Annotated in this window: 13 protein-coding genes; 11 read left to right on the top strand and 2 right to left on the bottom strand. The window is 71.8% G+C overall.

What is annotated here, in order from left to right:
• The 10 genes from G127AT_RS02435 to rbfA all read left to right on the top strand — a co-directional run bounded on the left by G127AT_RS02435 (position 1) and on the right by rbfA (position 11,452).
• The gene (locus tag G127AT_RS02435) at positions 1-642 is read left to right on the top strand and encodes a 3-oxoacid CoA-transferase subunit B (protein ID WP_210899418.1); all 642 of its coding nucleotides are present in this window, start codon (positions 1-3) and stop codon (positions 640-642) included.
• A 4-nt stretch (positions 643-646) separates the two neighbouring features.
• On the top strand, positions 647-1,720 hold the full coding sequence (locus G127AT_RS02430) for an alpha/beta fold hydrolase (protein WP_210899417.1): 1,074 nt from the start codon (positions 647-649) through the stop codon (positions 1,718-1,720).
• Between the two features lie 74 nt (positions 1,721-1,794).
• Complete coding sequence (locus G127AT_RS02425) at positions 1,795-2,502, top strand: hypothetical protein (protein WP_210899415.1); 708 nt, start codon at positions 1,795-1,797, stop codon at positions 2,500-2,502.
• 92 nt (positions 2,503-2,594) lie between these two features.
• Entirely contained in the window at positions 2,595-3,725 is a 1,131-nt protein-coding gene (ispG, locus tag G127AT_RS02420) for a flavodoxin-dependent (E)-4-hydroxy-3-methylbut-2-enyl-diphosphate synthase (RefSeq protein ID WP_210901754.1), read from the top strand.
• A 67-nt stretch (positions 3,726-3,792) separates the two neighbouring features.
• A complete protein-coding gene (locus G127AT_RS02415) occupies positions 3,793-4,797 on the top strand; it encodes a hypothetical protein (protein ID WP_210899413.1) in 1,005 nt (334 codons plus the stop codon).
• A gap of 44 nt (positions 4,798-4,841) precedes the next feature.
• A complete protein-coding gene (locus tag G127AT_RS02410; protein ID WP_210899411.1) occupies positions 4,842-6,605 on the top strand; it encodes a proline--tRNA ligase in 1,764 nt (587 codons plus the stop codon).
• A gap of 123 nt (positions 6,606-6,728) precedes the next feature.
• Positions 6,729-7,718 carry a transcription termination factor NusA gene (gene nusA, locus G127AT_RS02405; protein WP_210899409.1) on the top strand — a complete coding sequence of 330 codons (990 nt, stop codon included), beginning with the start codon at positions 6,729-6,731 and terminating at the stop codon, positions 7,716-7,718.
• A gap of 73 nt (positions 7,719-7,791) precedes the next feature.
• Positions 7,792-8,037: a YlxR family protein gene (locus G127AT_RS02400; protein ID WP_210899408.1), complete on the top strand. Its 246-nt coding sequence runs from the start codon at positions 7,792-7,794 to the stop codon at positions 8,035-8,037.
• A gap of 87 nt (positions 8,038-8,124) precedes the next feature.
• A complete protein-coding gene (gene infB / locus G127AT_RS02395; protein ID WP_210899406.1) occupies positions 8,125-10,851 on the top strand; it encodes a translation initiation factor IF-2 in 2,727 nt (908 codons plus the stop codon).
• A gap of 121 nt (positions 10,852-10,972) precedes the next feature.
• Positions 10,973-11,452: a 30S ribosome-binding factor RbfA gene (gene rbfA / locus G127AT_RS02390; protein WP_210899405.1), complete on the top strand. Its 480-nt coding sequence runs from the start codon at positions 10,973-10,975 to the stop codon at positions 11,450-11,452.
• A gap of 42 nt (positions 11,453-11,494) precedes the next feature.
• Here rbfA and G127AT_RS02385 read toward each other — a convergent pair whose 3' ends face one another.
• Positions 11,495-12,397, bottom strand: a complete 903-nt coding sequence (locus G127AT_RS02385; RefSeq protein ID WP_210901752.1) for an A/G-specific adenine glycosylase — start codon at positions 12,395-12,397, stop codon at positions 11,495-11,497.
• 31 nt (positions 12,398-12,428) lie between these two features.
• Here G127AT_RS02385 and G127AT_RS02380 point away from each other — a divergent pair, with 31 nt between their 5' ends.
• Positions 12,429-13,019: a nucleoside/nucleotide kinase family protein gene (locus G127AT_RS02380; RefSeq protein ID WP_210899404.1), complete on the top strand. Its 591-nt coding sequence runs from the start codon at positions 12,429-12,431 to the stop codon at positions 13,017-13,019.
• A gap of 1 nt (position 13,020) precedes the next feature.
• Here the strand turns inward: G127AT_RS02380 and G127AT_RS02375 are convergent, their stop codons facing one another.
• Complete coding sequence (locus G127AT_RS02375; protein WP_244857695.1) at positions 13,021-13,995, bottom strand: ketopantoate reductase family protein; 975 nt, start codon at positions 13,993-13,995, stop codon at positions 13,021-13,023.
• Positions 13,996-14,120: the final 125 nt, after the last annotated feature.

The raw sequence follows: 14,120 nt of genomic DNA, 5'->3' as shown, positions 1-14,120 counted from the left end.
ATGCCCTGGAACCGCAACCAGATGGCGGCCCGCGCCGCCGCCGAGCTCGCCGACGGCTCCTATGTGAACCTCGGCATCGGCCTGCCGACGCTCGTGCCGAACTTCGTGCCCGACGATGTGACGATCCTGCTCCAGTCCGAGAACGGCATCCTCGGCGTGGGCCCGTACCCCTCCGACGACGCGGTGGATCCCGACCTCATCAACGCGGGCAAGGAGACCGTGACGGTGCTGCCGGGTGCGGCGTTCTTCGACTCGGCGACGAGTTTCGGCATGATCCGCGGCGGCAAGATCGACGCGGCCATCCTCGGCGCCATGCAGGTCTCGGTGAACGGGGACCTGGCGAACTGGATGATCCCCGGCAAGATGGTCAAGGGCCCGGGCGGGGCGATGGATCTCGTCCACGGCGCCAAGCGCCGCATCATCCTCATGGAGCATGTCGCCAAGGACGGTTCGGCGAAGATCGTGAACGTGTGCTCGCTGCCGCTGACGGGAAAGGGCGTCGTCGACCGGATCATCACGGATCTGGCCGTCATCGACGTCACCGAGGACGGTCTGAAGCTCGTCGAGCTCGCCCCCGGGGTGAGTGCGGAGGAGGTCGCCCAGAAGACCGAGCCGGTGCTCGACACGAGCGATTTCGACTAGGCCGGTGACGCTGCTTCCCGGCATCCGCTCCCGCCGCGTCGCCGCCGCGCGCCTCGAGGCGAACGTCCTCGAGCGCGAGGCGCCGGCGGGCGCGCCCGCCGTCGTCTTCGTGCACGGCAACGTCTCCAGTTCGCTGTTCTGGCAGCCGCTGATGCTCGCGCTGCCTTCGGGCATCCGCCCGCTCGCGATCGACCTGCGCGGCTTCGGCGATTCCGAGACGCTCCCCGTCGATGCCACGCGGGGCGTGCGCGATTTCAGCGACGACGTGGCTTCGGTGCTGGATGCGCTGGGGCTCGGCCGGGTGCACCTCGTCGGCTGGAGCATGGGCGGCGGCGTGGCGATGCAGCTCCTCATCGACCGGCCGGAGTCGGTCGCCTCACTGACCCTGCAGGCGCCGGTCTCGCCCTACGGGTACGGGGCGACGGACGCCGCCGGCCGGCTCGTGACGCCGGATGCGGCGGGCACGGGCGGCGGGGCGGCGAGCGCCGAGTTCGTGCGGCGGCTGGCGGCCGGCGACCGGAGTGCGGATGCCGGCAGCCCCCGTCAGGTGTTCCGCGCGAGCTACGTCGCCGCCGGCTTCGACGACGGGCTCGAGGATCTCTGGGTCGAGTCGATGCTCACGACGAAGACGGGCGAGGGCAACTATCCGGGGGATGCGAGCGGTTCGGCGCACTGGCCGGGCTTCGCGCCGGGCGCTCGCGGCGTGCTGAACACGATGTCGCCGCGCTACTTCGACACCTCGGGCATCGCGGCGGTGGATCCGAAACCGCCCGTGCTCTGGATCCACGGCGCCGATGATGTGATCGTCGGCGAACCGGCCGCCGGAGACGTGAACCGGCTCGGCGAGCTCGGGGCGATCCCCGGCTGGCCGGGTGCGGATGCCGCGCCGCCGCAGCCCATGCTCACCCAGACCCGGGCGGTCCTCGACCGCTACGCCTGCGCGGGCGGCCACGTCACCGAGCTCGAGCTGGCCCACTGCGGCCATTCGCCGCACCTCGAGCACCCCGAGGCCTTCCGCGAGGCCCTCCTCGAGCTCCTCGCCCGCGCGGACCGCGCGGCGCCGGATCCCGTGCCCTGATCGTTACCCGCGCCCGTGTTCCGGCGGGCCGCGAGACGGCAGGATGATCATCGACCACCTGCGAAAGGGCGATGATGACGCGAAGCACGACGATCCGATGGGCCGCTGCCGCGGCGGCGATGCTGCTGCTGCCGGCGATGGCGGGATGCGCCGCCTCGCCGAGTCCGGCGGCCGAACCCGAGCCGACCCCCACGGCATCCGTCGCCGCTCCGAGCCCGACGCCGGAACCGGCGGACCCCCTCGAGGCCGTCGCGGCCGTCGTGGTCGGCCCGGCCGGGTTCTCCCTCGTCGACGAGGCCGGTGCCGCCGTCGAGACGATCGGCTACCTCGAGCCCGCCGGGGAGGCCGTGGACCTCCTGACCCGCGTGTTCGGCGAAGCACCGGTCGACACGGATTGGGAGGGCACGAACCACTTCCCGCCGGCCACGACGCACGAATGGTCGGGCTTCACGGTGATCGAGCAGCGCCTCGTCGACGGCTGGGAGGAGCTGATCCACGAGCCGAGCTATGCGCGGCCGAGCATTGAGCTGCGGGTCGAGACCGATGCGGTCGGCGGCGTCACGGTGCGTTCCGCGCAGGGGATGCAAGTGGGCGCCTCGTGGGCCGAGCTGCCGGTGGATCCGCGGATCGGCGAGCGGTTCACCTGCGGAGGCGTGCCCTTCGAACTCGAGGACGGCGCCGCCGTCGAGGCGGGCACGCCGACGGTCTCGGCCGCCGAGTCCGATGCGGGCACCGTCGGCCGGCTCGAGGCACCGCAGCCGATCGCGGACGGCTGCGCCTGAGGTTCGCCGCTCACAGCCGGCACCCGAGCCGCACTCAGACGGAGGGGGTGCGGCGGACGTAGACTTGCATGGTGCCTGCAGTGAATCTCGGAATGCCCAAGGTGCCGGAGGTGCTGGCCCCGCGCCGCGTCTCCCGCCAGATCAAGGTCGGCAAGGTCCTGGTGGGCGGTGATGCGCAGGTCAGCGTGCAGTCGATGACGACCACGCCGACGCCGAACATCAACGCGACGCTGCAGCAGATCGCCGAACTCACGGCCGCCGGCTGCGACATCGTGCGGGTGGCCGTGCCGAGCCGCGACGACGCCGAGGCGCTGCCGATCATCGCGAAGAAGTCGCAGATCCCGGTGATCGCCGACATCCACTTCCAGCCGAACTACGTGTTCGCCGCGATCGACGCGGGCTGCGCGGCGGTGCGCGTGAACCCGGGCAACATCCGCAAGTTCGACGACAAGGTCGGCGAGATCGCCAAGCGCGCCAAGGAGGCGGGGGTGAGCCTCCGCATCGGCGTGAACGCCGGTTCGCTCGACCCGCGCCTGCTGGAGAAGTACGGCAAGGCGACGCCGGAGGCGCTCGTCGAGTCGGCGGTGTGGGAGGCGAGCCTCTTCGAGGAGCACGACTTCCACGACTTCAAGATCTCGGTCAAGCACAACGACCCGATCGTGATGGTCAAGGCCTACCGCATGCTCGCCGAGCGCGGCGATTGGCCCCTGCACCTCGGCGTGACCGAGGCCGGCCCCGCCTTCCAGGGCACGATCAAGTCGGCGACGGCGTTCGGCATCCTGCTCTCGGAGGGCATCGGCGACACGATCCGCGTCTCGCTGTCGGCGCCGCCGGTCGAGGAGGTCAAGGTGGGTCTGCAGATCCTGCAGTCCCTGAACCTGCGCGAGCGCAAGCTCGAGATCGTCTCGTGCCCGTCGTGCGGCCGTGCCCAGGTGGATGTCTACAAGCTCGCCGACGAGGTCACCTCGGGCCTGGAGGGCATGAGCGTGCCGCTCCGCGTGGCCGTGATGGGCTGCGTCGTGAACGGGCCGGGGGAGGCCCGCGAGGCCGATCTCGGGGTCGCGTCGGGCAACGGCAAGGGGCAGATCTTCGTGAAGGGCGAGGTCATCAAGACGGTGCCCGAGTCCGAGATCGTCGAGACCCTCATCGCCGAGGCCAACCGCATCGCCGAGGAGATGGGGGCCGATGCGCCCGTCGGCAGCCCCGAGGTCGTCACGAGCTGAGCGGGTGCGGATGCCCGGGCGCGACCTTCCCGGCGCACGCATGGCTCCCGCTCGCTACGCTCTCGGTGTGACGCACCGCCGCCCCGCCTTCGCCCTCGTCGTTCTGACCGCCCTCGTCCTGACCGCGTGCTCGTCGCCCGAGCCGCGGCCGATTCCGAGCGGCACGGCCGAGCCGAGCGAGCAGGCGACGCCCGAACGGCCGTATCCCGCGTTCGGCGGCGACTGCGCCGCGGTGCTCGGCGCCGACGAGGTGCGTGCGGCGACGGGGGTGGATGCCGAGGTGCAGTCCTTGGCCCCGTACGCCCAGATCTGGGCGGTCGCCTCCCTCGGCGGCCTCAGCTGCCGCTGGGGCGCAGGGCAGGCCCCGGCGCTGTCGGCGACCGTCATGCCGGCCTCCTTCGCCGACGAGGCGGGCGAGGGCCGCACCAACTGCTACGACGTGCAGGCCGAGGGCGGGGTGAGCCAGTCGTGCTCGTTCAGCTCGATCGCCGGCGACTGGTGGTTCGCGGGCGTCGTGACGTCGGCGCCGGGCATGCCGGGTACCGAGGCCGTCGAGCTCGTCACGGCCGCGTTCGCGGAGCGGGCGGGGGATGCCTCGCCCGAGACGCCGACGGTGCCGGCCGGTGCCTGGCGGACGGACCCGGAGGGTTGCGGCGAGCTGGATGCCGAGGTGGATGCCGCCGGCACGCTGGGCAGCCCGGGCCTTACGGCATCCCGCGCGAACGGTGCGGCCGGAGTCGGCCCGGGCGTCTACGGGGCGATGGCCGAGAGCGGGTACGTCGCGTGCATCTGGGAGGGCGGCACGGGGGAGGTGCCGGGCTTCAGTATCGAGGTGGTGCCGGGCGCCGGCTGGGCGCTCGACGATGTGATGCGGCTGCCGGATGCGGTCGAGACCGAGGTGGCAGGCGCCGACCGGGCGATCGTGGCCTCCCCGGTGGCAGGCGCCGAGCTCGAGTACCTCTATCTCACCGACGGCGTGAATCTGCTCATCGTCGAGCCCACCTACGACGGCGTCGGCGCGGCCGCCCTGGAGCCGCTCGTGCCGGGTCTGGTCGCAGCTCTGGCCGGTTGAGCGGTCGGGCTCGGGCGGTGCGGCCGGCGTCCTACACTGGTCGGGTGCCCACACGCCTGACGAACTTCTTCCTCCGCACCCTCCGCGAAGATCCCTCGGATGCCGAGGTCGCGAGCCACAAGCTGCTCGTGCGGGCCGGCTATATCCGCCGGCAGGCTCCGGGCGTGTTCGCGTGGCTGCCGCTGGGCCTGCGCGTCAAGGCGAAGATCGAGCGCATCGTCCGCGAGGAGATGGAGGCGGCCGGCGCGCACGAGGTGCACTTCCCGGCGCTGCTGCCGAAGGAGCCCTACGAGCTCACGAACCGCTGGGTCGAGTACGGCGACGCGCTCTTCCGTCTGCAGGATCGCAAGGGCGCCGACTATCTGCTCGCGCCGACGCATGAGGAGGCGTTCACGCTCCTCGTGAAGGACCTGTACTCCTCGTACAAGGATCTGCCGCTGACGATCTTCCAGATCCAGGACAAGTACCGCGACGAGGCTCGGCCGCGTGCGGGCCTGCTCCGCGGTCGCGAGTTCACGATGAAGGATGCGTATTCCTTCGACGTGACGGATGCCGGGCTCGATGCGAGCTATCAGGCGCAGCGCGACGCCTACGAGCGCATCTTCACCCGGCTCGGGCTCGAGTACGTGATCGTGAAGGCCGACGCCGGGGCGATGGGCGGTTCGAAGTCGGAGGAGTTCCTGCATCCGACGCCCGTCGGCGAGGACACCTTCGTGCGTTCGGCCGGCGGCTACGCGGCCAACGTCGAAGCGTTCGAGACGGTCGTGCCCGAAGCGGTGCCCTTCGACGGCCTCCCCGAGGCGCTCGTGCTCGATTCGCCGAACACGCCGACCATCCAGACCCTCGTCGATCTCGCCAACGAGCGTTACCCGCGGCCCGACGGCCGGGCGTGGACGGCGGCCGACACCCTGAAGAACGTGGTGCTCGCCCTCGTGCACCCCGACGGAAACCGCGAGGTCGTCGTCGTCGGCCTGCCGGGCGACCGCGAGGTGGAGATGAAGCGCGTCGAGGTCGCCTTCGCCCCCGCCGAGGTGGATGCCGCGGGCGACGCCGACTTCGCGCGCCACCCGGGCCTCGTGAAGGGCTACATCGGGCCGTGGTCGCCCGAAGGCGCCGTGCTCGGAGAGGAATCCGCGACCGGCATCCGCTACCTCGTCGACCCGCGAGTGGCCGACGGCACCGAGTGGATCACGGGCGCGAACCTGCCCGAGAAGCACGTCTTCGGCCTCGTCGCCGGGCGCGACTTCGTCGCAGACGGCGTGATCGAGGCGGCGGATGTGCGCCCCGGCGACCCGGCGCCGGACGGTTCGGGCCCCGTCGAGCTGGCCCGCGGCATGGAGATCGGCCACGTCTTCCAGCTCGGCCGCAAGTACGCCGAGGTGCTGGGGCTCAAGGTCCTCGACGAGAACGGCAAACTCGCGACCGTGACGATGGGCTCATACGGCATCGGCGTGACCCGCATCCTCGCGATCATCGCCGAGGACCACCACGACGACAAGGGTCTCGTCTGGCCGGCATCCGTGGCCCCCTTCGACGTGCACGTCGTGGCCACGGGCAAGGATCAGGCGGCCTTCGACGCCGCCGAGGTGATCGTCGCCGAGCTCGAAGCGGCCGGCCGCGAGGTGCTCTTCGACGACCGGCCGAAGCTCTCGCCCGGCGTGAAGTTCGCCGACGCCGAGCTCCTCGGCGTGCCGAAGATCGTCATCGCCGGTCGCGGCGTCGCCGACGGCGTGGTCGAGGTCTGGGACCGGGCCACGGGCGAGCGCACCCAGGTGCCGCTGGACGGGGTCGTCGCCGCGCTGTCCTGAACCGTACCGGCACGCACCCGCCGCCCGCCGGGCGGCGGTGCACGAACGCGTCCGGCCCCCTCATCGGGTACCGTAGTGACGGGCCTGCCGGGTGCCGCTGAGAGTTGAATAGAGGAGGACGCGATGGACATCGACCTCGGTGTGCTGCGGATGATGGAGCGCGAGAAGGAGATCCCCTTCGAGGAGCTCGTGGAGATCATCGAGCAGGCGATCCTCACGGCGTATCTGAAGCACACGAATCCCACGCAGCACGGCCACCAGGTTCCGGCCGGCGTGCGTGCCCACCTCGACCGGAAGACGGGCCACGTCGCCGTCTACGTGCCGGAGCTCGACGACGAGGGAAACGTCGTCGGCGAGGTCGAGGACAACCCGGGCGACTTCGGCCGCATCGCCGCGTTCGCCGCGAAGCAGGTCATCAACCAGCGGCTCCGGGATCTCGCCGATGACGCGGTGCTCGGGGAGTTCCGCGGGCGCGAGGGCGATATCGTCGCCGGCGTCATCCAGCAGGGGCCGAACCCCCGCATGATCCACATCGACCTCGGCACCGTCGAGGCGATCCTTCCGCCCGAGGAGCAGGTGCCGGGCGAGGAGTACCCGCACGGTCAGCGCATCCGCGTCTACGTGACGAGCGTCGCCAAGGGGCAGAAGGGCCCCTCGATCACGGTCTCCCGCACCCACCCGGCGCTCGTGCGCAAGCTGTTCGCGCTCGAGGTGCCCGAGATCGCTTCGGGAGCCGTCGAGATCGTTTCGCTCGCCCGTGAGGCGGGGCACCGCACGAAGATCGCGGTGCGGGCGACGCAGCCGGGTATCAACGCGAAGGGTGCGGCGATCGGCGAGATGGGTCAGCGTGTGCGCGCGGTCACCGCCGAGCTCGGCACCGAGAAGATCGACATCGTCGACTGGAACGAAGATCTGGCGACCTTCGTGGCCAGCGCCCTGTCGCCGGCGAAGGTGACGCGGGCGTTCGTCATCGACGAGTCGCTGAAGGCCGTCCGTGCGCTCGTGCCCGACTATCAGCTCTCCCTCGCGATCGGCAAGGAGGGCCAGAACGCCCGTCTCGCCGCGAAGCTGACGGGCGCGAAGATCGACATCCAGCCGGACACGGCTGGATGACGATCTTCGCGCAACCGGAGGAGGAGCTCGCGCAAAGCCGGGCCTCAGCGAGCGCCCGCCTCGGAGGTGTAGAGTGGATCCCGTCAGAACGTGCATCGGTTGCCGTTCGCGTGCCCCGCGATCCTCGCTCTTGAGGGTCGTCACCCAGGAATCCCGAGTCGTCGCAGATGCGTCGGCCGTGCTCCCGGGTCGCGGCGCGTGGCTGCATCCGACCCTCGCGTGCTACCGGCTCGCCGTGCGGCGCCGCGCTTTCGGGCGTGCGCTGCGGATCGGCGGCGAGGTGGATTCCAGCGATGTAGAGAACAGGCTGAACGGCTAATGGACAACTCATGAGCGGCTCGAAATGAGACCCGTCCGTCATTGATGGTCCACCCCTGTGCCGGGGTGGGCCCGGAACAGGAGAGAAGTGGCTGCCAAACCACGCGTACACGAGATCGCGAGCGAGCTCGGCGTCGACAGCAAGGTCGCGCTCGAGAAGCTCAAGGAGATGGGCGAATACGTCAAGGGCCCGTCGTCCTCGATCGAACCCCCCGTCGCCCGCCGTCTGAAGGCGGCGCTCGAAGCCGCCGCACCTGCGGCGAAGGCGCCCGCGGCCAAGGCCCCGGCCGCCAAGCCGGGCCCGAAGCCCGCGCCCAAGCCGGCCCCCGCGCCGGCACCGTCCGACGTGCCCACGGTCGCCGAGCGGCAGGCCGCCGCCGAGAAGGCCGCGGCCGAGAAGACCGCCGCCGAGAAGACGGCACCCGCGCCTGAGGCGCCCGAGGCTCCGGCTCCGAGCGCGCCCGCCGCGAAGTCCGACCAGGCGCGTTCCGGTGCGCCCAAGCCCGGCGGTGCGCCGCGTCCCGGGCCGCGCCCGGGCCCGCGCCCCGGCAACAACCCGTTCTCGAGTTCGCAGGGCATGGGGCAGCGCCCCGCCCAGCCCCGACCGGGCAACAACCCGTTCTCGAGCTCGCAGGGCATGGGGCAGCGCCCCACGCCCGGCAACATCCCGCGGCCTCAGCCGCCTCGCCCCGGTGCCCCGCGCCCGGGTGCGCCGCGTCCGGCCGGTGCCGGTCGCCCCGGCGGCTTCCAGCGCCCCGGCGGCGGTGGCGGCGGCGCTCGTCCCGGTGGCGGCGGCGGCTTCGGCGGCCCGCGTCCGGGCGGCGGCTTCGGCGGCCCGCGTCCGGCGGGCGGCGGCGGTCGCGGTCGCGGCCCCGGCGGCGGTACGGCCGGCGCGTTCGGTCGCGGCGGCGGCAAGAGCAAGTCGCGCAAGTCGAAGCGGACGAAGCGGCAGGAATTCGAGATGCGGGAGGCTCCGTCGCTCGGCGGCGTGAGCGTTCCCCGCGGCAACGGCAACACGGTCATCCGTCTGCGTCGCGGCTCCTCGATCTCCGACTTCGCCGACAAGATCGACGCGAACCCGGGCGCGCTCGTCACGGTGCTGTTCCACCTCGGCGAGATGGCGACGGCGACCGAGTCGCTCGACGAGGCCACCTTCGAGGTGCTCGGCGCCGAACTCGGCTACAAGATCCAGGTCGTCTCGCCCGAGGACGAGGACAAGGAGCTCCTCGAGGGCTTCGATATCGACCTCGAGCAGGAGCTCGCGGACGAGTCCGACGAGGAGCTCGAGTGGCGGCCCCCGGTGGTCACCGTCATGGGCCACGTCGACCACGGTAAGACGAAGCTCCTCGACGCGGTGCGCAAGGCGAACGTGCAGGCGAGCGAGGCCGGCGGCATCACCCAGCACATCGGTGCCTACCAGGTGCACACCACGCACGAGGGCAAGGACCGCGCGATCACCTTCATCGACACCCCCGGTCACGAGGCGTTCACCGCCATGCGTGCCCGCGGTGCCCAGGTGACCGACATCGCGATCCTCGTGGTCGCGGCCGACGACGGCATCATGCCGCAGACGGTCGAGGCCCTGAACCACGCGCAGTCGGCCGGTGTGCCGATCGTCGTCGCGGTCAACAAGATCGACAAGGAGGGTGCGAACCCGGCGAAGGTGCGTCAGCAGCTCACCGAGTTCGGCCTCGTGGCCGAGGAGTACGGCGGCGACGTCATGTTCGTCGACGTGTCGGCGCTGAACAACGTCGGCATCTCCGAGCTCCTGGATGCGGTGCTGCTCACCGCCGATGCGGGCCTGGATCTCCGGGCGAACCCGAACAAGGACGCCCGAGGCGTCGCGATCGAAGCCAAGCTCGACAAGGGCCGCGGCGCCGTGGCGACCGTGCTCATCCAGTCGGGCACCCTGCACGTCGGCGACGCGATCGTCGCCGGCACCGCCTACGGGCGTGTACGGGCGATGGCCGACGAGAACGGCGACGCCGTCGAAGCGGCGACCCCGTCCCGCCCCGTGCAGGTGCAGGGTCTGTCGACCGTGCCGCGCGCCGGCGACACCTTCCTGGTGACCGGCGACGACCGCACGGCCCGTCAGATCGCCGAGAAGCGCGAGGCCGCCGAGCGCAACGCGCAGCTCGCCAAGGCCCGCAAGCGCATCTCGCTCGAGGACTTCACGAAGGCCCTCGAGGAGGGCAAGGTCGAGGCGCTGAACCTCATCATCAAGGGCGACGTCTCGGGTGCCGTCGAGGCGCTCGAAGAGTCGCTCATGAAGATCGAGGTCGACGACTCGGTGCAGCTGCGCATCCTCCACCGCGGTGTGGGCGCCATCACCGAGTCCGACATCGACCTGGCCACGATCGACAACGCGATCGTGATCGGCTTCAACGTCCGACCCGATGTGAAGGCGCGCGAGCGTGCCGCCCGCGAGGGCGTCGACGTGCGCTTCTACTCGGTCATCTACAACGCGATCGACGACATCGAAGACTCCCTGAAGGGCATGCTGAAGCCCGAGTACGAAGAGGTCCAGTCGGGTGTCGCCGAGATCCGCGAGGTGTTCCGCTCCTCGAAGTTCGGCAACATCGCCGGTGTCATCGTGCGTTCCGGCACCATCACGCGGAACGCCAAGGCGCGCGTCATCCGCGACGGCGTCGTGGTCGGCGACGGGCTCGCGATCGAGTCGCTGCGCCGTTTCAAGGACGACGTCACCGAGGTCCGCACGGACTTCGAAGCGGGTATCGGCCTCGGCAAGTTCAACGACATCCAGGTCGGCGACGAGATCGAGACGATCGAAATGCGCGAGAAGCCGCGCGCGTAATCGTGCGGTCGGGGGTCTCCGGCTCTTCTCCGACGTGAAGAGCGGGGACCCCTACCCCGATTCACGTCAGAGAAGAGCCGGAGACCCCCTTCGTCGAGTACGAAGATGGGGAGGAGAAGAAATGGCAGACCCGCAGCGGGCCAGGAAGATGGCCGACCGCATCAAGGAGATCGTGGCGCGGCGCCTCGACAAGGGGTTGCGCGACCCGCGGCTCGGGTTCGTGACGATCACGGACGTCCGGGTCACCGGCGACCTGCAGCACGCCAGCATCTTCTACACCGTGTACGGCACCGATGAGGAGCGACGCGATTCCGCCGCCGCGCTGAAGGCCGCCACGGGCATGCTCCGCAGCGAGGTCGGGCGCAACATCACCGCCCGGCTCACGCCGACGCTCGAGTTCATCCCCGATGCGATCCCCGAGAACGCCGAGCACATCTCCGCGCTGCTCCGCGAGGCGCGCTCGCGGGACGAAGCCTCCTCGCGCGACGCGGCGAGCGCCGAGTACGCAGGCGAGGCCGACCCGTACGTGAAGCCCCGCGTCATCGACGAAGACGATGACGACGCCGCGTTCGATGAGGGTGACGAGCCGGGCGAACGCTGACCGGCCCGAGCCGCGCGCGGCGGTGGATGCCCGGGCCCGGCCTCATGGCAGGCGGTAGCCGCCCGCCTCGCGCACGGCGAGCCCATCGGCCGCGAGCGAGTCGAGCGCGCGCTCGAGGCGCTCCGGATCCGCGCCGAGCGCATCGAGCTCCGCACGCGCGACGGGGCCGTGCGCGCCGCGCAGCTCCCGCATGACCATGCCGCGCATCTCGCGGTCCGAGCCCGCGAAACGCGCCTGCCGGGGTGCACGGGGACCCTCGTACTCCGGGTATCCGGCGGCCCGCCATGCGCAGCTCCCGGCGAGCGGACACGCCTCGCAGCGCGGGCTCCGGGCCGTGCACACGGTGGCTCCGAGCTCCATCGCCGCTGCGTTGAAGATGCGGGCGCTTCCGGCATCCACCGGCAACTGCGCCTCCATGGCGGCCAGTTCGTGCACGACCCGCGGCGGCCCGGCCTCGGCCCGGCCTTCGATCGCCCGGGCGAGCACGCGGCGCGTGTTCGTGTCGACCACCGGCACCCGCGCCCCGTAGGCGAAGGCGGCGATCGCGCGCGCCGTGTACGGGCCGATGCCCTTCAGGGCGAGGAGCGCGTCGAGATCGTCGGGCACGACGCCGCCGTGCCGTTCGACGATCTCCGTCGCCGCCTCGTGCAGCCACAGGGCGCGCCGCGGGTAGCCGAGCCGGTCCCAGGCGCGAACCGCCTCCGACGGCGGCGCGGCGGCCAGCTCGGCGGGCCGGGGCCAGCGCTCGATCCACTCCTGCCACCTCGGCAGCACGCGGGCGACCTGCGTCTGCTGCAGCATGAACTCGCTGACGAGCACCGCCCAGGGCGAGACGTCGGCGGCCCGCCACGGCAGCGGGCGCGCGGCACCGGCGAACCAGGGGACGAGGAGCGCTGCGATGGATGCGCCGGGGTGCGGGGTCGGGTCGGGCACGCCATCCAGCATCGCATGCGGGCGCAGACGGTAGTCTCCTGGCATGCGCTTGGTCACGACCCCGCGGGTGACGTTCCTGCGGGGGCTCGCCGATGAGATCCTCGCCCGGTTCGGGCGGGGCCGCGTCGTCGTCACGGTCGACGGCCCGTGGCTGGCCGGCAAGACGGCCTTCGGCGACGACCTCGCCGCAGTGCTCGCCGAGCGCGACCGTGCGGTGTTCCGCGCGAGCATGGAGGCCTTCCACCGCTCCCGCGAGGAGCAGGCGCGGTTCGGCCCGGACATCGCCGAACGCTACTACCGCTTCGGCTTCGACGAGTCGGCGCTGCGCCGGGTGCTCATCGACCCGTTCCGCATGGGCGGATCCACGGCGTTCGTGACGGCCGTGTTCGACCCGGTGGCCGACCGCTGGGTGGAACCGAAGTGGATCACCGGGCCCGCCGACGCCTTCCTCGTGCTCGACGGGCGCTTCCTGGCCCGGCCGAGCCTCGCGGATATCGCCGACGTCCGCATCGTGCTCGCGGGCGAACCGGCCGATGCGGCCGACGCCATCGCCTATGCGGCGGCCGATCCGCGCGCCACGGCATCCGCCGTCGTCGACAACGCCGACCCCGCGCTGCCCGAACGCGTCGGCTGACTCAGTCGAGGATCGCGCTCACCCGCGCCGCCGGCAGCGGGCCGGATCGTTCGGCCTCGTGCACGAGCGCCGTCAGCGCCCGGTTCACCGGCGCATCCGCTCCGACCGCCTCGGCCTCGCGCACGACGGCGCCGTTCAAGTGGTCGATCTCGCTCGGCCGGCCCCGCGCCAGGCTCTGCTGCGTCGAACCGAGGTTCGGCACGTCGCCCATCGCGCGCCGCATCCGGAGGGGCACGATGCCGCCGATCGCGAGCGGCAGGCGCGCGAAGGTGCGCAGACGACGGTCGTCGAGGCCTTGCAGCGCCCCGAAGCGGATGCCGCGGGCGATGCCGACCCGCACCGTCTCGCGCATCGAAGCCGTCACGACGCGCCGGAGGGCGGGATCGTCGACGACCTCCTGCACGCTTCGGCCCACGATCGCCGGAACCGCGTTCAGCATGTTCACGACGAGCTTCGTCCACTGCGCACCCCGGAAATCGTCGATCGCCCGCACCGGAACCGCCTCGGACAGCACCGACGCGATGCGGTGCGCGGCGGCATCCACCGGCCCGTCGCCCCGGCCGAGGAAGCTCGGGGCGGCCGCCGTCACCCGCCACGCGCCCGGTTCGGTGTGCTGGGCGGCGATCAGGGTGAGCAGGCCGAAGACGTCGGCGTCGGACACGGCGGCGCGGGCGGTTTCGACCCCGCCGAGGCCGTTCTGCACGACGACGAGCGGGATGCCGGCCAGCTGCGGGGCGTTCGCCGCGAGGGCGGCCGGCGCGTCCTGCGCCTTCGTGCAGAGCAATGCGAGCTCGGGGCGTTCGCTCAGCGCCGGCCCGGCATCCACCCGGGCCGTGACCTCGCCGTACGCGCCCGTGAGCCGCAGGCGGCCACCGGCGAGGGCGTCGAGCGTTTCGCCGCGCGCGGTCAGCCGCACCTCGTGCCCGGAGCGAGCGAGCAGGCCCGCGAACATGCCGCCGAGCGCGCCGGCGCCCACGATCCCGATCCTCATCGCACCCTCGCCAGATCCACGGTTCCGAGGCTACGCGAGTCTTCCGGGGGTCGTTTCCCGCCGCATCCACGCCCCCGAGCCCGGGATCGTGGCGGGAAACGACCCCCGGA

It is taken from the genome of Agromyces archimandritae (genome assembly GCF_018024495.1).
Lineage (GTDB): Bacteria > Actinomycetota > Actinomycetes > Actinomycetales > Microbacteriaceae > Agromyces > Agromyces archimandritae.
The sequence above is the reverse complement of the archived record's forward strand: the minus strand, read 5'-3'. Positions and strand labels throughout refer to the sequence as shown.